Origin of the sequence: Paenibacillus silagei (genome assembly GCF_017874735.1) — a bacterium.
Classification (GTDB): Bacteria; Bacillota; Bacilli; order Paenibacillales; family Paenibacillaceae; genus Paenibacillus_AQ; species Paenibacillus_AQ silagei.
The window spans coordinates 39,260-60,883 of record NZ_JAGGLV010000013.1; the positions used below are offsets into that span (position 1 = coordinate 39,260).

A 21,624-nucleotide genomic window follows, 5' to 3' on the forward strand; every position below is an offset into this window, starting at 1 on the left:
TTTGATGTAGAGGAGTGAAAAACTGTGGGTGTTTTCCGAAAGCAGGCCTCCCCCCCGGAAGAGAAGGACAGCAAGAGCTCGCTTGGCCTGCGGCTTAACGTGTTTTTCTTCAGCACGTTTGTTATTTTTTGTGTCATTATTATTCGTCTCGCAGTTATTCAATTTGTGGAAGGGCCGACGCTGACCGAGGTAGAGACCAGCCGGGATACCAAAAGTGTCCCGCTCGCCTCCATCCGCGGAGGCATCCGCGCAGCTGCAGGCGAGCAAATTGCCTACTCTACCTCCGTTCAAACGCTGTATGTTACGCTTACGAAGGAATATACAGCCAAGGCATTGGATAAGGAGACGGGGATCAGCTCGCTGAAGCCGGAGGCAAGAGCCAATGCGTATGCGCTGGCGAATAATCTGGTTGCGAAATTTAACGAATATGGCGACCCGAACGGCGAGAAGCTGACCGTTAATGAAGTGATTAATTCTCTGGATTTATATTTCAAGAAATATTCGGGCTATATGGCCCGCAAGATCAAATCCGGTCTGACCACCAAGGAAATCGCCTATTTCATGGAGCACAAAAGCGAGTTCCCCGGTCTGGAGATCGTAGAAGAAGGCGTGCGTCATTACGACAAGGATACCGTTGCCGTGCAGACGGTCGGCTATATCAAGCCCTTCAAATCCTCCAACACGCTCAACATCTACAAGAATATTCAGAGCGCGATGAAGAAGATCGGTGCAGATCCCGGCCTGAATTATAAAGACGATGAATTCGTCGGCTTCGACGGTCTGGAGCTGCAATACCAGCGGGAGCTGCGCGGCAAGAACGGCTATCAGGTCATCTCGGTGAATCCGCAGAACATGGCCGAGAAGGTGGAAGAGGTAGTGCCGCCTGTCAAGGGTAATGATATCTGGATGACGATTGACAAGAATGTTCAGCTTAAGACGGAGCAGGCCATCACCGAACAGATTAATTGGCTGCACCGCAACTCTGTACAGGGTAAGACTCATCCTGACGCCAAGACAGGCTACGCCGTGGCGATGGAGGTCGATACCGGCAATATCGTGGCCATGGCCAGTATGCCGGATTACGATACCAATGTCTGGACAGCGGAGAAGCTGGATTCAGATACATGGAACAAGATCATGGGCAATTACCAGAACGGGACAATCACCCCGTATTCTTCCGGCCTGTCCGGTCATGGATTCGGCTCCACTGTACTGCTCGGTTCCACCATTAAGCCTCTGACGGTGCTGATTGGTCTGAATGAAGGCTTCTTCAGCACTTCCTATACGTACACAGATAGAGGCATTGCCTATTTCGGTAAGGATGATAAATCCTCTGTCCGCAATTCCTCCGGGCACGTATACGGACCCATGCGACCGGCTAAGGCAATTGAAGATTCCTCTAACGTGTTCATGGTGGATATGATCGGCAAGAAGCTCTATGAGAAATACAAGGGTGAGGGCATTAATATCTGGGATAAGTATATGAAAGAATTCGGCCTGGGCGTATCTACGCAGAGCGGTCTGCCTAATGAATACCTGGGACAGATCAACTACACAGATACTAAGGCAGCGGGCAGTGCGCAAGCCGCGCTGGTCTATGCCTCCTTCGGACAGCAGGGCCGTTATACGGTGCTGCAGCTAGCCCAGTATGCCTCGACGCTTGCGAATGAAGGGGTGCGGATTAAGCCGCAGCTTGTCAGCAAGATTACGGATTCATCGGGCAAGGTGGTCAAGAAGTTTGAGCGCGAGGTGCTGGATGAAGTGACGACCTTTGACAAGTCCTATTGGAGAGAGATTAAAAAGGGCATGAACAGTAAGGTCTCCGCATTCGCAGATTTCCCTTATGATTTTGCCCGTAAGACAGGGACCTCACAGCAGCTGGGAAAAGGACAATTACGCGATAACGGGGTATTTATTGCCTTCGCCCCGCGTAATAATCCTAAGTTAGCGGTGGCTGTGGTCATTCCGGAAGGCGGCTTCGGCTCCAACAGTGCCGCTCCGGTTGCGCGTAAAATTTTCGATGCTTATGATTGGGAGTACGGACTGGACGGTGTGCCTAAGAAAAGCCTGAAAACAGCGAACTCAAATGACGGCGCTGCTTCCGGTGACAGTGCCGATAATACTCCTGCAACAAACTGATGATATTATAATCGAGTAGGAGATGGATCTGCGTAATACCAAATATACGGTTGCCTTCAAACGAAAGAGCAACCAAGAATGGAGGGGTGGCAAATGACTGCCAAATACCGCCTGCTAGCATTGGATATGGATGGAACCCTACTGAACGACGAACAGAAGATTACCCCGCTTACGGTGGAATGGATCAAAAAAGCGATGGAAGCCGGCGTACATGTCTGCCTGTCTACCGGACGCTCCTCGCGCAGTGCGATGCCGTATGCTGAACAGCTTGGCTTGAACACTCCGATGATTATGGTCAACGGAAGTGAAGTCTGGCGTGCGCCTCATGAGCTGTATCGCCGGTCCCTGATGGATGTTGAACTGGTCCGGGAGATGCACAAGATCGCTGAAGAATTCGATATCTGGTTCTGGGCCTACTCCGTAGATGAGGTGTACAACCGGGATAGCTGGGACGGGGAGATTGACAGCAGGGAATGGCTGAAATTCGGCTATTCCACCGAGGATAACGATATCCGTCATAAGCTGCTGATGCGCCTGCAGGAGCTGGGCGGGCTGGAGATCACCAACTCCTCGCCGTTCAACCTGGAGATTAATCCGCTTGGCGTCAATAAGGCTTCAGGCATCCTTGAAGTATGCAAGCTGCTGGGCATTCATATGTCCCAGGTTGTTGCCGTAGGCGACAGCCTCAACGACCTGGCAGCGATCCAGCAGTCCGGCTTCGGAGTGGCCATGGGTAACGCCCAGGAAGCTGTCAAGCAGGAAGCGGATGCGGTAGTAGCTACGAATAATGAAGACGGGATCGCGGAAGTGATCCAGAAGTACATCCTGACAGAGGCCGGAACCTCGGCCGGACGCATATCGAAGCGAGCTTAAGATTAAGGAGTTGAGGGAATTGACAATTCTGGGCTGGATTCTGATCAATGCTTTATTCGCGATCGGGCTGGCGGGGGCGGTATATCCGATTCTGCCGGGGGCGCTTGCGATTTACCTGGCTTTCTTTGTATATGGCTGGTTCTTTTCCTTCGACTCCTTCGGTCCCTGGTTCTGGATTGCCCAGACCCTGATCGTTGTCGTTCTGTTCATTGCCGACTACGTGGTCGGGGCCTGGGGCGTCAAGAAGTTCGGTGGCTCCCGCGCCTCCGTGATCGGCAGCACCATCGGTCTGATTGCCGGTCCGTTTGTGATTCCGGCATTTGGCCTGCTGATTGGCCCGTTCGCAGGTGCCTTCATCGGCGAGCTGATTGCCGGCGAGAAGGCCGGTAAAGCGGTTAAGGTCAGCTTCGGCGCTCTGCTGGGGCTGTTCAGCAGCACAGTCGTCAAGATTATTCTGCAGATTGCTATGATCGTCCTCTTCTTTATCTGGATCGGGCGTTACTAAATTTATTGTGAAGAAGGCGAAACAGCTTGTCCACCAAGAAAGAATCCTTTGTCAAAGGCACGCTTATTCTGGCGGCAGCCGCACTGGTGGCCCGTGTCCTCGGGCTTGCCCAGCGGGTGCCGCTGGAGCATTTATTCAATGAAGTCGGTAACGCTGCGTTTACACAAGCCAACAACGTGTATCTGCTGCTACTGCCGCTGGCGACAGCGGGAATTCCCAGCACACTTAGTAAAATGGTGTCCGAGCGCTATGCGCTGAACCGCCCGCAGGAAGCACAGCAAGTGTACCGGGCGGCGCTGATTTTTGCGGCTGTCGTTGGTGTGCTTATGAGTGTGGCGCTCTACATAGCTGCTCCTTATTATGCGGAATCCAGCAAGGTTCCCGAGAGTACATTGGCCATACGGGCGATTGCCCCGGCGCTGCTGCTATTCCCCGCGATCGCGATGATGCGCGGGTATTTCCAAGGGCGTAACAATATGATGGCCGGCGGCATCTCACAGATTGTTGAGCAGATTGCCCGGGTATCCACGGCCATTCTGCTTGCCTTCATTCTGCTGCGTCAGGGCTACAGCAACACCTGGATGGCAGCAGGCGCATCCTTCGGGAGTGTGCTCGGCAGTATCGGCGCCTTCGGCGTGATGCTGTATTATGCCATGAAGCTGCGCCGCAGCGAGGAGAAGGTCGCACTGTATGAATCGAGTGAGGCCCGTATCCCTCTGCTGAAGATTTACAAGGATATTTTCAAGCTATCCATACCAATTGTATTGTCTTCCGTTACGGTGCCTGTAGTGAACTTCATTGATACAACCTTTATTGTGCCGCTGCTTAGCGGACAAATCGGCTTGAAGGAAGCTACGTGGACACTGGGGATCTTCGGCAGCCGGGCACAGAGCGTGGCCGGGATTCCTCCGGTCTTGTCGATCGCCCTAAGTGCATCGCTGATTCCGATTATATCTGCCGCCTTCGCCCGCAAAGATGAACAGCACCTGCAGCGTCAGGTCACACTCGCCATGCGGGTGTCCATTCTGACCGGCACACCGGTTGTGCTCTCCCTGGTCGTGGCTGCTTATTCTGTGAATGGCCTCTTGTTCAAGACACTCGATGGAAGCGGAATTGTAGCCATGCTGACGCTCGGCACTATTTTCCAGATTACGATGATGACCACGAACTCGATCCTGCTTGGAATGGGCAAATCGCGGATATCGATGTATTATGTACTTGTTGGTATCCTCGTGAAGTTTGGCTCCAATTTCCTGTTCAGCCAGTGGTTCGGCATCTACGGCATTATCGGCTCTACGGCATTGTGCTTCATTGTCATTACACTGCTGAATCTGCGGATGCTCAAAAAAATCGTACCCTTCTCCATTCTCGGCAAACGCTGGGGAGGCTTCTCCATTGCGGTTCTGGCCTCGGCAGGCATCGGCTATGGTCTGAATGAAGCAGGCCTGTTGATGACTGATCTGATGCCGGCCCGTCTGGCCTTCCTGATTACCTGTCTGGTGGTTGGAGCGGCAGTCGTGATTGTGTATCTGGTTCTCCTGATCATTCTGGGTGTACTCAGCAGCCAGGAGATTGCCGGTTATCCCCGTCCGCTGCGCAAGCTGCTGGGTCCTTTGATGAAGTTGCAGCCAGCCCGTGTACGTGCCGGTGAATAATGATGTTTGACTTATTCCGTACATTTTGCTTCACTTAAAGAGCAAGCTTCTTGTGTAACTTTCTGATAGAAGGGAATGGTCAATAAATGGACAAAATCAGCTCGCCTGCCCAGTTCCAGGTGGCAATTCAGTCTCCGCGCCTGACGGTGGCAGTCTTCAAGGCAGATTGGTGTGTGGATTGCAAATTCATTGATCCGTTCATGCCGGATGTGGAACAGAAATATGCAGAGCGTCTTACCCTGGTCGAAGTGGATGTCGATGCCGTAGGCGATGTCAGCCAGGAACAGAATATACTGGGCATTCCAAGCTTTGTCGCGTACACCGATGGACGGGAACTGGTCCGGTTTGTGAACAAGCTCCGGAAGTCCCGGGAGGAAATCGAGAAGTTCCTTGATACGGCGCTGGACGTTTATCTCAGCATTCACAAGTAATTACGCAGCACCGCTTTCGCCCTATCCGAGCAGAAGCGGTGCTTTTTTTCTAATAATTTAAGCATTTATATGTTTCATACTCATTCCTATACAATACGGGTGATACTATTGACGACACTTCAATTAAAATGGCTCAGCTATCTGACCTGTCTCATTATGTTCATGGCGCTGTTTGGCGGGGTTGTGGTGACTAAGACCGGCTCGGGACTGGAATGCGGAAATCAGTGGCCGCTGTGCCACGGGAAGCTGATTCCGGCCTATACCATCGGCTCTCTGATTGAATATACCCACCGCTTGTTCAGCGGCCTGGCTGGCCTGCTGTCCCTGGCTTCCATGGTTGCCTTCTGGCGTTATGCCAGGCACCGCAGAGATCTGCTGGCCTATGCCCTGCTGACCCTGATCTTCGTCATCGTTCAAGGCGGGATGGGAGCGCTTGCAGTAGTGAAATCGCAGTCGGCTGCGGTTATGGCCCTGCATATGGGCTTCTCGCTGATTGCCTTCGCCGGTTCGCTGATGCTGGCGCTTGGGACCAGACGGACATTCGCTCCAGGAGCGGAATTCAGCACAGGAAGTCCCAAAGTCCGCCCAGCCTTCCGCAACTTAACCTGGGTTACTGCAGTATATTCATATATCGTGGTCTACATCGGGGCCTACGTAAGCCATACCAGCTCCCAAGGCGGGTGCTCCGGCTGGCCGCTGTGTAACGGACAATGGATTCCGGAGATGAGCGGCGGAGTAGGGATTGTATTCATTCACCGGATGGCGGCGGCGATTCTGTTCCTGCTGACGGCTATACTTGGGCATCTGGCCTTCTGGAAGCATAAGGAGCTGCCGGAGCTGAGGGCTCTGGGAGTAGCGGCAGTTCTGCTATGCCTGATGCAGGTATTCAGCGGAGCCGCAGTAGTATACACATTGAATAATGAAAGATTGTACATATTTGCTGCGTTGTCTCATATCGTGCTGATCTCCGGACTCTTCGGGGTTCTGTGCTACATGAGTGTAAGGGTCTGGCAGTTAAGCGGAGCCGGCAGGGGCAGCAAGTAATAAGTAAACGGCAACGGTGGACGGGATAAGCATAAGGTCCTGTTTGAGGAGGAACGCTATAGTGCGATACGGTAATTTACGACAATGGATTGAGCAGCTCCGTAGGGATAAGGATCTGGCAGTGATAGATACCCCTGTTGATCCTTATCTGGAGCTTGCCGAAATTCACCGCCGGGTGGTGGAGGAGGAAGGCCCGGCACTGCTGTTCACGAATGTGCAAGGAACACCGTTCCCGGTCGCTACGAACCTGTTCGGTACAGTTCAGCGCGTCAACAAGGCCTTTGGGACAAGACCGGAGCAGCTGCTGAAGTCGCTGACAACGGCGATGGATCAGCTGATTCCGCCTTCAGGTGCCGGCTTATGGCGGGAGAAGACGGTGCTGCTGGAGCTGCTGAGGGCAGGAACCAAGAATATACCGCAAGGAGAGGCTCCGGTACTCGGCGTCTGCAGCAGTAGCGATCCGCTGAAGGAGCTGCCCCGGATTACGGCCTGGCCTAAGGACGGCGGGGCGTTCATCACGCTTCCTCTGGTCTATACGGAGAATATCACCAACCCCAAGGATCATAATCTCGGACTGTACCGGATTCAGATGTATGACGACAGCACCACAGGTATTCACTGGCAGATTCACAAGGGCGGCGGCTTCCATCACTCGCAGGCAGAGCTTCTCGGCGAGACCCTGCCGGTGTCTGTCTTCATCGGCGGTCCGCCGGCCCTGATTGCAGCGGCAGTGGCACCGGTGCCTGAACGGATTCCGGAGCTGATGCTGGCTTCGCTGATGCTGGGCGGCAAGCTTCCCATGGTGCAGGACCCCTTGGGCGGGCACCGGATTCCGGCTGAGGCGGAATTCTCCATCCGGGGACGCGTGTCTCCGCTGGAGCGGAGAGCGGAAGGGCCTTACGGCAGCCAGTCCGGCTACTATTCCATGCAGCATGATTTCCCGGTCATGCATGTTCAGCGGATGTGGCACCGCAAGGATGCCATCTACCCGGCGACCATCACCGGCAAGCCGCGTCAGGAGGATTATTATCTGAAGGATTATTTACAGCGGCTGCTCGCTCCAGCCTATCCTATGCTGATTCCTTCGGTCAAAGCGCTCTGGTCCTACTCCGAATCCGGTTCGCACTCATTGACCTCAGCGGTCGTTAGGGAGAGCTATCCCCGTGAGTATATGGTGTCAGCGTTTCGTATCTTAGGGGAAGGTCAGCTCTCCTTAACCAAATTCCTGCTGCTGACTAATGTGCAGGTGGAGCTAACGGATTTCCCCAAGCTGCTGGAAACGGTGCTTGAGCGCTTCAATCCGCAATCGGATTTGACGATCTTTGCCAATACCTCCATGGATACACTGGATTATACCGGACGTAAGCTGAATCATGGCAGTAAGGCGGTGATGGCGGGCATTGGCAGCCCGGTCCGTGAGCTGCCAAGGACCTATACAGAGGGTCTGCTTCCATCAATCACCGCCGCTGTGCCTTATTGCGGAGGATGTTTAGCCGTTTCCGGTGCATCCTATGAAGAGGACCCGGAGCTGCCGGAGCGGCTGGTGGCTGCCTTCAAGGAGAGGGAGACCGCCTGGCCGCTGATTGTGTTGGTGGATCAGGCAGAAGAGGCGGTAAGCACGCAGACCTCCTTCCTGTGGACCGTATTCACCCGCTTCAATCCGGCGGATGATATCTATTCGGCGGCCGGGGTACACCGGGGCAGCGTCAGCTATACACTGCCGATCATTATAGATGCCCGGATGAAGCCGGGATACCCGGGGGAGCTGGCTCCGAGCGAGGATATTGCGAAGCGGGTAGACCGCAACTGGAACCGTTATTTTCCTCTGGCGTAGAAGTGAATTTTAAGGAGGGTCAAAATATGCTGCGGACGTTACTTGGAGAGCCGCCCCGCGTGAACAGCGGTGTGCTGGCTGAAGCTATGGAGTCCATGGCGAAGGCAGCCTCCATGCTGCGCAAGGAGATGGCGGCACATGAAGACCATGACCATGAATACCGCAAGCTGGAAATCTGGACACGCGGCCTGATCTCCTCTCTGGATGAGCTGGAGCAGAGCTGGTTCGCAGCAGCCTTTTTCCGGAAGTCAGTGATCGCCGGTTATATGGACGATATGTCGTCCACGGAGCAGGGGGAGTACGCCAGATATGTGTATTTCTACAAGGATGGCTTCATCCGAGTCTTCTCGCTGCTGGACAAGCTGGGCACGGTGCTGAATAATCTGTACAATCTCAATACAGGCAAGGTGAAGACGCATTTCTCTTATTTCACGGTGCTGAGGCAATTTCAGCTGCTTCACCCGCATCATCCGCTGGCGGAGAAGCTGGAGCGAATCAGGAATTCCTACCGGGAGCCGGTTGAGAATTTGCGCAAGCGGCGCAACGCTGAGATCCATTACATGAACGCGGAGATGACCGACGACCTCTGGCAGCGTCACCAGGGATTGCATGACAAGATTCGTCTGGAGGATCTCGACAGCCACCTGGAGGATTTGAAGCAGAGCCTGGAGATGGTATGCCAATCACTGGCCGCCGCATACAGCTACGGGAATGAACAATGGCACAAGAACAAAGCGGCCCCAGGCCCGAAATCCGGACAAGCCCGTCCGTAAAAACTTACCTTTGACAAAAATCTCGAAACTGAATTATACTTAGGCATACATTAACTTCTGACAGGATACGGAGTCTATAACTTCATACTATGATCTTATCGAGAGCGGCGGAGGGATAGGCCCGATGAAGCCCGGCAACCGGTTTGAATACAGCCTTACGCTGCATCCAAATGTCATGGTGCTAATTCCTACAATGCCGCCGGATTCGGGGGTTTTGGCAGATGAGAAGGCATTGTCATTATACACACAGGGCCTCTTGCGATCTGCATGGATCGTAGGGGGTCTTTTTTGCAATGATGGAAGCTAGAACAGAAGGGGGACGCAGCGGTTGATAGAATTGAAGGATATAACCAAGGTGTATGGCAAAGGCAGTAAGCAGGCAACTGCACTCTCTGCGCTGAGCCTGTCGATTAAGAAGGGGGAAATCTTCGGGGTGATCGGTCACTCCGGGGCCGGCAAAAGCACGCTGATCCGCTGCATTAATCTGCTGGAACGTCCGACTGCGGGCGAGGTGTGGGTGGACGGTGTCGAGCTGACAGCGCTCAGCCAGGGACAGCTGCAGGAGCAGCGGCGTAAGATCGGAATGATTTTTCAGCATTTCAATCTGCTCTCATCGGCTACAGTCTATGATAATATCGCGTTTCCACTGCGGCTGATTGGAGCCGGAAGGAACGAGATTGAACAAAAGGTCAAGGAACTGCTCGCCCTGGTTGGATTGGAGGAGCATTGGAATAAGTACCCGGCTCAGCTATCCGGCGGACAGAAGCAGCGTGTCGGAATCGCCCGGGCGCTGGCAAGTGATCCGGATGTTCTGTTATGCGATGAGGCGACCTCGGCGCTTGATCCGCAGACCACAGACTCCATTCTGCGCCTGCTGATGGATATCAACAGCAAATTCCATCTGACCATCGTGCTGATTACCCATGAGATGCATGTCATTCAGAGCATCTGCGACCGTGTTGCCGTGATCCATGGCGGCGGTATTGTGGAGCAGGGAGAAGTGGCCGAGGTCTTTCTGAAGCCGAAGCATGAGGTTACCAAGGAATTCATCCGCAGTGAGACCCAGTCGGACGGACCGCTCCGGCAAGCGATCGATGCTGTGCAGCCAGGTTACACGAAGTCGGTCAAAATCACTTTTCTCGGGCAAAAGACTTACGGGTCGACGCTCTCACAGGTGGTTCAGGGAACCGGGGTTCACTTCGCCATTCTTCATGGCACCATCTCTACGATCAAGGATGTTCCTTACGGCCAGCTGATCGTCCGGTTCGAAGGACCTGAGGGTGCGGTCGAAGCCACGCTCACTGAGCTCATAGCGCAAGGTCTTGATGTGGAGGTGATTTTGTAATGGACTTTAGCACAATCAATTGGGAAGAAATGCTGGAAGCTACGATTGCTACACTCAAAATGATCGCTATTTCAGGAATATTCACAATAATCCTTGGTTTACCGCTTGGAATTGTGTTATATTTATGGGGCAAGTCAAATAACGTTATTATCAGGGTGGTTTACTCGGTATTATCCTTCGTTGTGAATATCCTGCGTTCGGTTCCTTTTATCATTCTGATGGTTGCCCTGATTCCGTTCAGTAAGGCCATTATGGGCACTTCGATTGGTGTGCTTGGAACGATTCCGGCACTGGTGATCGGCGCAGCGCCTTTCTTCGCCAGACTGGTGGAGACGGCACTGCGGGAGGTTGACCGGGGAATTATTGAAGCAGCGCAGGGCATGGGAGCGTCCACCGGGCAGATCGTGATGCGCGTGCTGCTGCCGGAGGCTCGTCCGGGTCTGCTTGCCGGTGTAACCATTACTGTTGTGACCCTTGTCTCGTATACCGCAATGTCCGGCATGATCGGCGGCGGCGGACTGGGTGACCTGGCGATCCGCTACGGATATTACCGCTATGAGAAGGAAGTCATGCTTATCTCGGTAGCGCTGATGGTGATTCTGGTGCAGCTGCTGCAAATGGCCGGTGACCGGCTGGTAAGACATTTTACACGGAAATAAGGTACGTCCACATATAGCCTTATTCAATAAACCATATGGATTAGAGGGGGATTTACAGATGAAAAAAGTACTGCTTACATTCTTCAGCCTGACCTTGATATTGGTGCTTGCCGCTTGCGGAAACAACAAGGCGAATAACACCACGAATTCTGCTGCGACAACGGCACCTACAGAAGCGGCTGCTGCAGAGCCGACTACAGAGCCTGCTGCGGACCCGGTAACCCTGGTGATTGGTGCTTCTCCTGTACCGCATGCGGAGATCCTCAAAGCGATTGCCCCACTGCTTGAAGCCCAAGGCATTAAGCTGGAGATCAAAGAATTCACAGATTATATTCTTCCCAATACACAGCTTGCCGAGAAGCAGCTCGATGCGAACTTCTTCCAGCACAAGCCTTACCTGGATGATCAGAACACCAAGAACGGCACAGATCTCGTATCTGTAACTGCTGTTCATGTAGAGCCATTTGGCGCCTATTCCAAAAAGATCAAATCGATCGATGAATTGGCAGAAGGTGCGAAGGTTGCGATTCCGAATGATGCAACGAACGGAGGCCGCGCCTTGATTCTGCTGGCCAAGAATGGTCTGATCAAGCTGAAGGATGACACCAATATTGCTTCCACCAAAGCGGATATCACCGAGAACCCTAAGAAGCTTGACATCATTGAGCTGGATGCAGCCATGCTGCCCCGTCAGCTGGATGAAGTGGACCTGGCGCTGATCAACACCAACTTCGCACTGGATGCCAAGCTGTCTCCTACGAAGGATGCGTTGTTCATCGAAGGCGGAGATTCCCCGTATGCTAACCTGCTGGTAGCCCGTCCTGACAATAAGGATTCCGATGCCATTCAGAAGCTGGCAGCAGCGCTGACTTCCCCGGAAGCGAAGGAATTCATCGAAAAGCAATATGACGGAGCAATTATCCCGGCATTCTAAGCTTAAGCCTAGGGAAGCGGAATAATCTAATGAGACCAGAAGAAGCCCGTAGCCAGAAATGGCTGGCGGAGCGGCTTCTGGTCTTTTTGAATCGCCGGGTGGTTGATCCTACAGACGAAATCCTCTATAATAAAAAAAATCCCGGCCTCTTAGCGGAGGCCGGGATGGTTTATGAAACGGGATTAGAATACCTGAACGACTTCTTCCACGCCTTCTACTTCTTCAATCAGGGCGCGTTCGATCCCGGCTTTTAGCGTGATCGTGGAGCTTGGGCAACTGCCGCATGCACCCATAAGCTTCAGCTTAACGATGCCGTCTTCAACATCAATCAGTTCCACGTCACCGCCATCGCGCTGCAGGAACGGACGAAGTTTATCAAGGACTTCCAGTACTTCATCGTACATGGTTGCGCTTTGTACATTCTCACTCATTTCTCAATCACTCCTTTCGTATGTTTATTATAGTACAAAAAGTTAAAAAATAAAATGGTTAAGGCAGAATAGGGAGATCATCATGAGACCAATTATAGAATTCTGTGCCAGCAACATCGGCCACGGCACTGAACCGCTCAAGCTTAAGCTGGAGCAAAACCCTGAATATGATGTAGTGGAGTACGGCTGTCTGAACAACTGCGGAGAGTGTTATCTCCAGCCGTTCGCCATGGTTGACGGGGAGATCATTACGGCTGATTCCCCCGCTGCTCTGGAAGAGGCCATAGAAGCCGCTATACGAGAGGCAGAGGCCTGGGACAACCTGGAGATAGACTAAGCCGCCTGGATTCAAGCCGGGATTCTTTAGCCGAAATGGCGTTTGGACATCCACAGGACGCCGCTCTTCAGCAGGCGCGGGACCCGGCCCATGACGGAGCGGCGGCCCATCAGGCCGAAGCCGGCATTTTTACCGAGTGAACCGAGGGTTCCCTTCAGCTTAATCTTATGCAGCTTCGGGGTTTCTCCCCGCCATAGCGCCTGAATAATCTGGCCCACCTGTTCGCCCTGGGCACCCGCCGCCTGTGCACTGGGGGCGAAGGGCAGGCTGGCACAGTCCCCGATCACATAGACCTCCGGATATTCAGCGATATTGTAATATTCCCCCACAATGAGCCTGCCTCCGCGGTCCTTCGGAAGCTCAAGCTGCTGCACGACCTTCACCGGCTGAATCCCTGCAGTCCATACCGTCACATCTGCCGGAATAGCTTGGGTGCCATTGAAGATGGCATCCTTCTCGACATGAGAGACCGACACCCCGCCAATCGTCTCCACCTGATGCTCACTGAACCATTCCTCGACATATCTGGACAGCTTGGCCGGAAAAGAAGATAAAATACGTTCCCCCCGGTCCATCAGGGAGATATTCAGATCCGGCCGGCTCTCCCGCAGCTCCGAGGCAATCTCTACGCCGCTCAGTCCCCCGCCGACAATATTGACGGTTCCATAAGGCTTCACATCGTTCAGCCGGCGGTAGGTTTCCCGGGTTCCGGCGAAGCTCTGAATACTGCAGGTGTATTCCTCGGCACCCGGAATGTTATGGTAATTATCCGTACAGCCGAGGGCAATCGCCAGGATATCATAGGCTACCGGCTCCCCGGAATCGAGCAGGACCAGCCTGCTCTCCAGATCAATGGAACCCACCTGCCCGTAACGTACGGTCAGGCGGGGGTGCACTGGGAATTGAATCCGCAAATGGTAATCGGTGGCGGTGCCTGCGGCCAGTGCATAATATTCGGTCTTGATCCCCTGATACGGCATCCGGTCCACCAGGATGATTTCCACATCAGGAGGGAGATGATTATCCAGCAGTTGCTGAATGAGGGCAAGACCGCCGTAGCCGCCGCCCAAGACAAGTAGGGTTCTCATGCCAACTGATCTTCCTTTCGGGTACATAATGGACAAGGCAGTTCTGCGTTCACTGGCTGAGGTAAGCTTGTTCTGTTCTTATTCGTATACCTTGATCTCGTTATAGAAGGTATCCCGTTCTACAGGAATCCGTCCTGCGCCCTTCACGAGCCAGATCAGCTCATCCCGGGTCAAGCCCTCCGGTGTCAGCGCGCCGGCAGCGTGGCTAATCCGTTCCTTCAGGATCGTTCCGTGCACATCGGAAGCGCCGAAGTTCAAGGCAACCTGGGTCAACTGGGGCCCGATATTAATGAAGTAGGCCTTGATATGATCGAAATTGTCCAGCATCAGGCGGCTGACGGCAATGGTCTTCAGATCCTCATTTGCGGAGTTGCGGCGCATAATGCCCGCATTCTTGTTCTTAGGCTGCATGGACAGCGGAATGAATACCATGAAACCGCCGGTCTCGTCTTGCAGGTCACGAATTTGCAGCATATGGCGGATGCGGTCTTCACGGGACTCAATCGAACCGTACAGCATCGTGGTATGGGTCTTCATGCCAAGGTGATGGGCGGTGCGGTGCACCTCGAGATATTCTTCGACATTGGCTTTGTCGACGCGCATTTTTTTGCGGTACTGGTCAGACAGAATCTCTGCCCCTCCTCCGGTAAGGGTCTTCAGTCCGGCGGCGCGCAGCTGCTCCAGCACTTCACGGATACTAAGTCCGCTGATGCGGGTGAAGAAGTCGATCTCTGCCGCTGTATAAGCCTTGAGAGTCACCTCGGGGAAATGCTCGTTCAGAGCACGCAGCGAATCAACATAGTACTGGAAGGGCACATTATCATTATGCCCGCCTACAATATGGAACTCGCGCACGCCGGGATGAATATGCTGCTGCACATACTCCACCATCTCCTGGCCGGAGAGGGTGTAAGCCCCTTCTTCGCCTTCATCCTTGCGGAAATTGCAGAAGGCACAGCGGGATTCGCAGACATTGGTGAAATATAGACTCATGTTCTCGATAAAATAGACTTTATTCCCGTTTTTTCGCATGTTGACTTCATTAGCGAGTTGCCCGATCGTTAACAGATCGTTGCTCTCATATAAATAAACGCCGTCTTCCAAATTCAATCGTTCTCCGCCGCGAACCTTCTCAATGATGTTCGCCATCCGGGCATCCGTGTGGGGTGTAATAAGGGTAGACATATAAGTTCCTCCTGAAGGTTGGCGAGGCAATTGCATCGCATAATCGTGTACCTGAGCATATCCGGCAGCAGCCGGCATTATAAATAGAGGTTAACTGCAACCCCCGTGACAATTTATCGAAAATTTATCGCTTTTCTCATTATAAACTTCTCCCGTAGGGTGAGCAACCGCCAGAAACTGCAGGTCTTCCGGGATAAATGGCTTACCTGCGCCCGGTTTACGACTTGAGGGCAGAAGAATAGTGGAGTATACTGATTGAAAGAGCCGATGAAAATGATATACATCATACTCATTCTTTTCCCGGCAAGGCATTGATTTCATTACGTACAGCCTGAAGGCTGCTTGATTCCAATACAATGAACCCTAAGGAGGTTGTTATTATGATTAACATAAGTGAGACAGCGGCAGGCCAGCTGAAGGCCATGCTTGCGGAGCAGGAAGTGCCGGATATGTTCCTCCGTCTGGGCGTAACCGCCGGGGGCTGCAGCGGATTCTCGTACGCAATGGGCTTCGATGATACCGAGACTGAGCAGGACATCTACATGGACGTTGCAGGTCTGAAGGTAGTCGTCAGCAAAGACGATATCCGTTACCTCAACGGCCTGGAGATCGACTTCGAGGAATCCGGCATGACCGGCGGCTTCACCATCAATAATCCCAACGCCAGCGCTACCTGCGGCTGCGGCTCCTCGTTCCGTACGAAGGAAGAAGCAGGGAACCCGGCGGCGGAGCCTTGCTAAACCTGTAATGCTGAATTATTGATAAAGTAAGCGTGGATTATGGATTTCGAGACCTCTTAATTTGTATGGTGCAAACTGTACTTAATTAGGAGGTTTTTTTATGTTGAATTAAACCACTATATGTTAAAATATGGTGATGAAATAATTAATGGAGCTATGAGGAGGGTAAAAATGATACGAATGCCATTTGAACGTCCAACAGAGCATTATGATGAACGGATTATTGATATCGATCAAGAAATTTGCTCTTTGATCAAGAAGAGAAAGGAAGTCTCGGATAATAATCCAGGATTTCCTCCGTTAGAGTATATTTCTAAATGGTCAGAGCAACTTGGGCTTTATGAAGGATTCTTGATGTCGTTATTTGGAAGTATGATGAATGAAGAACAATATAAACCAATGATTGAACCAGCCGGATTTAGACAACACATTGCAATTCTGAAGTCAGTTGTGAAAGGGGAGCGTTTCTATACTCTAACGTCCTTACGACAATACAGTAATGCAAGTGTATTAACACTAAATATAGATTGGGACGATGAGCCGGAAGTTGAATCCAACTCTCATCAACATAGGCATTACGAACTAGATATTAACGGCCAATATGATTGCCGAATGATTAATGGTGGAAGCAGATCAGATCATGCATCATATAAATATGTAGTCTCTCCACCCTTACCTGATGAGATTTCAGGAATTCAATTTAGGTTCAAAGAATACAGTCACCCGTTCAAGATGGGTGAGGCAAGTGATGAGATAGTATTTGAACTTTAGTAAGGTGAATAGCCCTCCACACCTATTAGGTGTAGGAGGGTTATTTATTTGTCCAATTAGTGTCAATTCGCAATTCCCCTATAAAACATACTTGACTAGTGGGGATAATGGGATTATAGTATGAAAAAAGCTTGATTGCACAGAGAGATTTTCAACCGATACTTTCATTTTATCTTGAATCTCTCTCCTCTTATTAATTGTATACAATTATACAGTTGACCGGGCGACCCGCAAATGAGTGGCGAGGAGCAATGAAATCTATGGAAATGCGTTCACGAAGATTGTCGAAGGATAATACCTACTATGCACTTAAGCAAAAAATAATAGATAGCGAGCTGGAGCCGGATCAGGCGGTTAACGAAGAGAGCCTGGCGGCACTTCTCGGGGTCAGCCGGACTCCGTTACGGGAAGCGATTCAGCGGCTGGAGAATGAGGATTTCCTGGTGCGCCAGCCTAACGGCAGGCTGCGGGTAGCCCCTTTAACGATTAAGGAGGTCGAAGAGATCTTCCAGATCCGCAGTATGCTTGAAGGCCATATCGCCAGAAGCGCTGCCAGAAACGCTACCATCAAGGATATTCAGCGGTTAACGCTGATTCTGGAGAAGCTGAAGCAATCCTTCCAGATGGGGGATCAGCAGGATGTTGTATCCTATGGCTTCGAATTCCATGATTACTTGTGGGAGATCAGCGCGCTGAAGACTTTTGAGAAGGTGCTGAACCAGCTAAGAGACCGTTCCCTCCGGTATTGCCGTTATGTCTCTCTGCACGGGGACTGGAATACGCAGGCGGATGAGGAGCATCTTGTGATTCTGCAGAGGATTGTAGCCAGGGATGAGGAGGGGGCGGAGCGGGCGATGCGGGAGCATATCTTAAGCAGCCTCGCGACTGCACTGGAGCGGATTAGAGGAATTGAACATACGTAATGAAGGGGGAAGAACAGGAATATGAGACCACAGCATGAGACGGAAGAAGCACTGGCAGCCCGGCTAACCGAAGTGCGGAGGAACCTGCACCGTGAACCGGAGCTTAGCAATCAGGAGTACAGAACCACGGAGAAGCTGCGTAAATGGCTGACTGAAGCGGGAATACGTGTGCTGGACCTTCCTCTGAAGACCGGGCTGATCGCAGAGGTGGGGCAAGGTGATGGCAGCATAGTAGCGATCCGTTGCGATATCGATGCCCTGCCGATTGAGGAGCAGACGGGCCTGCCGTTCGCATCAGAGATTCCGGGAGCCATGCATGCTGCGGCCATGACTTCCACACCGCTGTGATCCTGGGCGCGGCCAGCCTGCTGAAGCAGCGTGAGCATGAACTGCCGGGCAAGGTCAGAATCCTGTTCCAGCCAGCTGAAGAGACGGGACACGGTGCGGAGGATGTACTGGCATCCGGCGGGCTAAGCGGGGTGGAGGCCATCTTCGGATTACATAATTCACCGGACCTGCCTAACGGGGCGTTCGGCACAAGAACGGGAGCTTTAACGGCGGGGGTGGACCGCTTTGAGATTACGGTGCAAGGGGTCGGCGCTCACGCCGCTACACCGGAGAAAGGGGTAGACACCATTGTGACTGCCGCGCAGATCATTACGATGCTGCAAACCGTAGTCAGCCGCCTGAATAACACGCAAGAGCCGGTCGTGCTCAGTGTGACCCGGATCAACGGGGGCTTCACCTGGAATGTCCTGCCGGAGAAGGTGGAGCTGGAAGGTACAGTACGTACCTATAACGAAGAGATCCGCAGCAGCATCCCGGGCCAAATGACGCGGATCATAGAAGGGATTGCAGCCGCAGCCGGAGCAGAGGCGAAGCTGCACTGGTATCCCGGCCCGCCCGCTACGGTCAATCACGGAGCATGGACAGACTTCACCAAAGAGGTCGCGGCACAATCAGGCTATGAGGTACATGATATTCCGCCGCAGATGGGTGGAGAGGATTTCGCCTATTATTTGCAGCAAATCCCGGGTGCCTTTGTGAACATTGGTACCGGCCCGAACCATGCATTGCATCATCCCCGCTTCGATGTCGATGAGGCGGCCATCCTGCCGGCGGCTAAGTATTTCGCCCTGCTGGCAGAAGAGGCGCTTGCGAAGCTGAAGCAGCAGGCTTGAATCCTGAATCCTAAATTTACCAGATGATTGAGGGGAACAACTATGATTGAACTACGGAATGTGTACAAGACGTTCACCCGCAAAGAGGTGAAGATAGAAGCGCTGAAGGGGATTAGCCTGAAGGTGGAGAAGGGCGATATCTTCGGGGTCATCGGCTACAGCGGAGCCGGAAAAAGCACGTTAATCCGCCTGGTCAATTACCTGGAACGGCCGTCTGAGGGCCAGGTGCTGGTAGACGGGTACGATCTGGGCGCGTACAGCGACAAAGAGCTGCGGGCAGCCAAGAAAAACATCGGCATGATTTTTCAGCATTTTAATCTGCTGGAGTCCAAAAAGGTGTTCGATAATGTGGCCATTCCACTCGTTCTGCTGAAAAAGAGCAAGGCGGAAATCCGCAAGCGGGTGGAGGAGCTGCTCGAATTCGTCGGACTAAGCGACAAGGCCGGAAGCTATCCGAGCGAGCTGTCAGGCGGACAGAAGCAGCGGGTCGGGATTGCCCGGGCGCTTGCCTCGAACCCTTCGATACTATTGTGCGATGAAGCTACTTCCGCTCTGGACCCGCAGACGACACAGTCCATCCTGCAGCTGCTCAAGCGGATCAACGCGGAATACAACATCACAGTGATGATCATCACGCATGAGATGTCGGTGATTCAGGAGATCTGCAACAAGGTAGCGGTGATGGAAGAGGGACGGATTATCGAGCAGGGCAGCGTGCTGGATGTGTTCGGAGAACCGAAGCATCAGACGACGCAGAATTTCGTCAAGACTGTCATTCAGAACAGTATGACCACAAGCGTCCGCAGAACTCTGAAGACAGAGCAGGGGAGCCGGGTGTATAAGCTGAATTTTGCCGGGGAGAGCGCTTCTGAGCCTGTGCTGTATGAGATCATCCGGTCTTATAATGTTAAGGTTAACATTCTGTTTGCGAATACGACAGAGATTCAAGAGACGACGCTCGGTACGATTATCGTTCAACTGCAAGGTGATCCGGCACAGCTGGAAGCGGCCTTGAATTACATGAAGCAGCATGAGGTCCGGGTAGAGGAGGTGAAGTCCTATGTTCTCGACATCGATCACAAGTGAACAATTCCTGAAGGCGATTATTGAAACGATTCAGATGGTGGGCGTGTCGCTATTCATCGGCTCGCTGCTGGGTATTCCGCTGGGCATCCTGCTAGTCATTACCCGCCCAGGCGGGGTACTGGAGAATAAGGCGCTCTATACGGTGCTCAATCCGCTGATCAACATTATCCGTTCGCTTCCGTTCATTATCTTACTTGTCGCTATCATTCCGGTAACACGGGCAATTGTTCATACTTCGATTGGGACCAGTGCCGCGATTGTTCCGCTGATTATCTACATCGCACCTTATATCGCACGGCTGGTGGAGAATTCTCTGCTGGAGGTCAATCCGGGTATTCTAGAGGCAGCGGAAGCAATGGGAGCTACGCCGTTACAAGTCATATGGTACTTCCTGCTGCCGGAAGCGATTGGCTCGCTGATCCTCTCCCTGACCACAGCGACCATCGGGCTTATCGGGGCAACCGCAATGGCCGGAACCGTAGGCGGCGGTGGGGTGGGTGATTTGGCTATCGTGTACGGATATCAGCGTTTTGACAAGGTGGTCATGGTTGCTACCGTTATTATTCTGATCATTCTGGTGCAGGGTATTCAGTCCCTGGGCAACACCTTGGCACGCAAGATTCGCCGTTACTAGAGATTACGAGACAAAGGGGATAGGCAGATGAGTCTATGGAGCAAGCAGGAGCGTTTTCAGGCGATCTTATCCGGGGAACTTGCGGACCGGCCGATTATTAGCGGATGGCGCCACTTTATTGACAAGGAGCAGAACGCTGAGGACTTGGCGTCGTCTACGATTTCTTTTACGGAGAAATATGATTGGGACTGGGTGAAAATCAACCCGAGAGCGACCTATCTGGCGGAAGCCTGGGGAAATGAGTATAACTTCGCAGATTACCGGACGGTATTTCCGAGACAGCTGACTACGGCAGTTCCGGCAGCCGCGAATCTCTGGGATCTTGAGGTGAAAAAAGCCGCACAAACCCCTTCGCTGCTGGAGCATCTGGAGGCGGTAAGGAAGATCCGCCAGGGCTTGCCGGATACACCGCTGATTCAGACGGTATTCTCACCGCTCACGGTATTGCTGTTCATAGTAGGACGTTCTGCTTATGTTACGGAGACCGTATTCGGGATTGAGCAGCCGGTGACGCTGGAATCGCTCTTCAAGGAACACCGTGCCGCTGCGCATCATGCCCTGCATGCGATTGCCTTAACCTTGGCCGATTATGTACAGGAGCTGCGGCAGGCGGGATCAGATGGACTGTTCTATGCGGTGACAGGCACAGCCCACCCCGGCTTATTTGATGAAGCGATGTTCGATGAGCTGTCGAGACCGTATGATTCCATCGTGCTGGAGGCGGCGAGCTATGGCAAGAATATTTTACATACCTGCGGCGCTCATGCCCAGCCTGAGAAATTCAATGATTACCGGATTGACGGGATCAGCTGGGATACGGTAGCCGAAGGCAATCCCGGGCTGGACGCCGATCTCAAGGCTACGAAGGTGGGCGGAGTGGATCATGGGCTATTTGCCGGAAATCATCTGGAGCAGATTGAACAGCAGGCTAAGGAAGCCTTGGCCAAGATGAAGGGGCAGCCGTTTATTCTGTCGCCTAACTGCGCCATTCCGCTGACGGTTACAGACGAGGCATTAGTGCATTTTAAAAACACAGTATTAGGATAGGGGATGAGA

Annotated in this window: 21 protein-coding genes, 1 pseudogene and 1 riboswitch; of the genes and pseudogenes, 19 read left to right on the forward strand and 3 right to left on the reverse strand. The window is 52.7% G+C overall.

Going from position 1 to position 21,624, the window contains the following annotated elements:
• Window positions 1-24 precede the first annotated feature (24 nt).
• The 11 genes from J2Z70_RS19055 to J2Z70_RS19105 all read left to right on the forward strand — a co-directional run bounded on the left by J2Z70_RS19055 (window position 25) and on the right by J2Z70_RS19105 (window position 12,192).
• Window positions 25-2,139 carry a peptidoglycan D,D-transpeptidase FtsI family protein gene (locus J2Z70_RS19055; protein WP_209875887.1) on the forward strand — a complete coding sequence of 705 codons (2,115 nt, stop codon included), beginning with the start codon at window positions 25-27 and terminating at the stop codon, window positions 2,137-2,139.
• Window positions 2,140-2,232: 93 nt separating this feature from the next.
• Window positions 2,233-3,012 (forward strand): Cof-type HAD-IIB family hydrolase, encoded by a 780-nt coding sequence (locus tag J2Z70_RS19060; protein WP_209875892.1) that lies wholly within the window; start codon window positions 2,233-2,235, stop codon window positions 3,010-3,012.
• A 19-nt stretch (window positions 3,013-3,031) separates the two neighbouring features.
• On the forward strand, window positions 3,032-3,517 hold the full coding sequence (locus J2Z70_RS19065) for a DUF456 domain-containing protein (protein WP_209875894.1): 486 nt from the start codon (window positions 3,032-3,034) through the stop codon (window positions 3,515-3,517).
• A gap of 26 nt (window positions 3,518-3,543) precedes the next feature.
• On the forward strand, window positions 3,544-5,172 hold the full coding sequence (locus J2Z70_RS19070) for a putative polysaccharide biosynthesis protein (protein ID WP_209875896.1): 1,629 nt from the start codon (window positions 3,544-3,546) through the stop codon (window positions 5,170-5,172).
• 86 nt (window positions 5,173-5,258) lie between these two features.
• On the forward strand, window positions 5,259-5,603 hold the full coding sequence (locus tag J2Z70_RS19075; protein WP_036722030.1) for a thioredoxin family protein: 345 nt from the start codon (window positions 5,259-5,261) through the stop codon (window positions 5,601-5,603).
• A 108-nt stretch (window positions 5,604-5,711) separates the two neighbouring features.
• Entirely contained in the window at window positions 5,712-6,647 is a 936-nt protein-coding gene (locus J2Z70_RS19080) for a COX15/CtaA family protein (RefSeq protein ID WP_209875898.1), read from the forward strand.
• A 61-nt stretch (window positions 6,648-6,708) separates the two neighbouring features.
• On the forward strand, window positions 6,709-8,481 hold the full coding sequence (locus J2Z70_RS19085; RefSeq protein ID WP_209875900.1) for a UbiD family decarboxylase: 1,773 nt from the start codon (window positions 6,709-6,711) through the stop codon (window positions 8,479-8,481).
• A 26-nt stretch (window positions 8,482-8,507) separates the two neighbouring features.
• Window positions 8,508-9,254 carry a Cthe_2314 family HEPN domain-containing protein gene (locus tag J2Z70_RS19090; RefSeq protein ID WP_036722024.1) on the forward strand — a complete coding sequence of 249 codons (747 nt, stop codon included), beginning with the start codon at window positions 8,508-8,510 and terminating at the stop codon, window positions 9,252-9,254.
• 92 nt (window positions 9,255-9,346) lie between these two features.
• Window positions 9,347-9,482, forward strand: a riboswitch (SAM riboswitch).
• Between the two features lie 100 nt (window positions 9,483-9,582).
• Window positions 9,583-10,599: a methionine ABC transporter ATP-binding protein gene (locus J2Z70_RS19095; RefSeq protein ID WP_209875902.1), complete on the forward strand. Its 1,017-nt coding sequence runs from the start codon at window positions 9,583-9,585 to the stop codon at window positions 10,597-10,599.
• On the forward strand, window positions 10,599-11,258 hold the full coding sequence (locus J2Z70_RS19100) for a methionine ABC transporter permease (RefSeq protein WP_036722016.1): 660 nt from the start codon (window positions 10,599-10,601) through the stop codon (window positions 11,256-11,258). Before J2Z70_RS19095 ends, J2Z70_RS19100 begins: the two co-directional genes overlap by 1 nt.
• A 58-nt stretch (window positions 11,259-11,316) precedes the next feature.
• Window positions 11,317-12,192, forward strand: a complete 876-nt coding sequence (locus J2Z70_RS19105) for a MetQ/NlpA family ABC transporter substrate-binding protein (RefSeq protein ID WP_036722014.1) — start codon at window positions 11,317-11,319, stop codon at window positions 12,190-12,192.
• Between the two features lie 182 nt (window positions 12,193-12,374).
• On the opposite strand, the gene J2Z70_RS19110 is transcribed toward J2Z70_RS19105, so the two are convergent.
• Complete coding sequence (locus J2Z70_RS19110; protein WP_036701687.1) at window positions 12,375-12,623, reverse strand: NifU family protein; 249 nt, start codon at window positions 12,621-12,623, stop codon at window positions 12,375-12,377.
• 82 nt (window positions 12,624-12,705) lie between these two features.
• On the opposite strand from J2Z70_RS19110, the gene J2Z70_RS19115 reads away from it, so the two are divergent.
• The gene (locus J2Z70_RS19115; RefSeq protein WP_209875904.1) at window positions 12,706-12,960 is read left to right on the forward strand and encodes a YuzB family protein; all 255 of its coding nucleotides are present in this window, start codon (window positions 12,706-12,708) and stop codon (window positions 12,958-12,960) included.
• A gap of 26 nt (window positions 12,961-12,986) precedes the next feature.
• Here the strand turns inward: J2Z70_RS19115 and J2Z70_RS19120 are convergent, their stop codons facing one another.
• The gene (locus J2Z70_RS19120; protein WP_209875906.1) at window positions 12,987-14,048 is read right to left on the reverse strand and encodes an NAD(P)/FAD-dependent oxidoreductase; all 1,062 of its coding nucleotides are present in this window, start codon (window positions 14,046-14,048) and stop codon (window positions 12,987-12,989) included.
• A 78-nt stretch (window positions 14,049-14,126) separates the two neighbouring features.
• On the reverse strand, window positions 14,127-15,233 hold the full coding sequence (mqnE, locus tag J2Z70_RS19125; RefSeq protein ID WP_209875907.1) for an aminofutalosine synthase MqnE: 1,107 nt from the start codon (window positions 15,231-15,233) through the stop codon (window positions 14,127-14,129).
• Between the two features lie 380 nt (window positions 15,234-15,613).
• Here mqnE and J2Z70_RS19130 point away from each other — a divergent pair, with 380 nt between their 5' ends.
• The 7 genes and pseudogenes from J2Z70_RS19130 (at window position 15,614) to J2Z70_RS19160 (ending at window position 21,615) form a co-directional block, all read left to right on the forward strand.
• Complete coding sequence (locus J2Z70_RS19130; RefSeq protein WP_036722005.1) at window positions 15,614-15,973, forward strand: HesB/IscA family protein; 360 nt, start codon at window positions 15,614-15,616, stop codon at window positions 15,971-15,973.
• A gap of 171 nt (window positions 15,974-16,144) precedes the next feature.
• Window positions 16,145-16,744, forward strand: coding sequence for a hypothetical protein (locus J2Z70_RS19135; RefSeq protein WP_209875909.1), 600 nt, complete (start codon window positions 16,145-16,147; stop codon window positions 16,742-16,744).
• A 260-nt stretch (window positions 16,745-17,004) separates the two neighbouring features.
• On the forward strand, window positions 17,005-17,667 hold the full coding sequence (locus tag J2Z70_RS19140) for a GntR family transcriptional regulator (RefSeq protein ID WP_036722000.1): 663 nt from the start codon (window positions 17,005-17,007) through the stop codon (window positions 17,665-17,667).
• Between the two features lie 21 nt (window positions 17,668-17,688).
• A pseudogene (locus tag J2Z70_RS19145) lies at window positions 17,689-18,848 on the forward strand (amidohydrolase).
• 42 nt (window positions 18,849-18,890) lie between these two features.
• A complete protein-coding gene (locus J2Z70_RS19150) occupies window positions 18,891-19,934 on the forward strand; it encodes a methionine ABC transporter ATP-binding protein (protein WP_209875911.1) in 1,044 nt (347 codons plus the stop codon).
• Complete coding sequence (locus J2Z70_RS19155; protein WP_209875913.1) at window positions 19,909-20,568, forward strand: methionine ABC transporter permease; 660 nt, start codon at window positions 19,909-19,911, stop codon at window positions 20,566-20,568. Before J2Z70_RS19150 ends, J2Z70_RS19155 begins: the two co-directional genes overlap by 26 nt.
• 27 nt (window positions 20,569-20,595) lie before the next feature.
• Entirely contained in the window at window positions 20,596-21,615 is a 1,020-nt protein-coding gene (locus J2Z70_RS19160; RefSeq protein ID WP_209875915.1) for a uroporphyrinogen decarboxylase family protein, read from the forward strand.
• Window positions 21,616-21,624 lie beyond the last annotated feature (9 nt).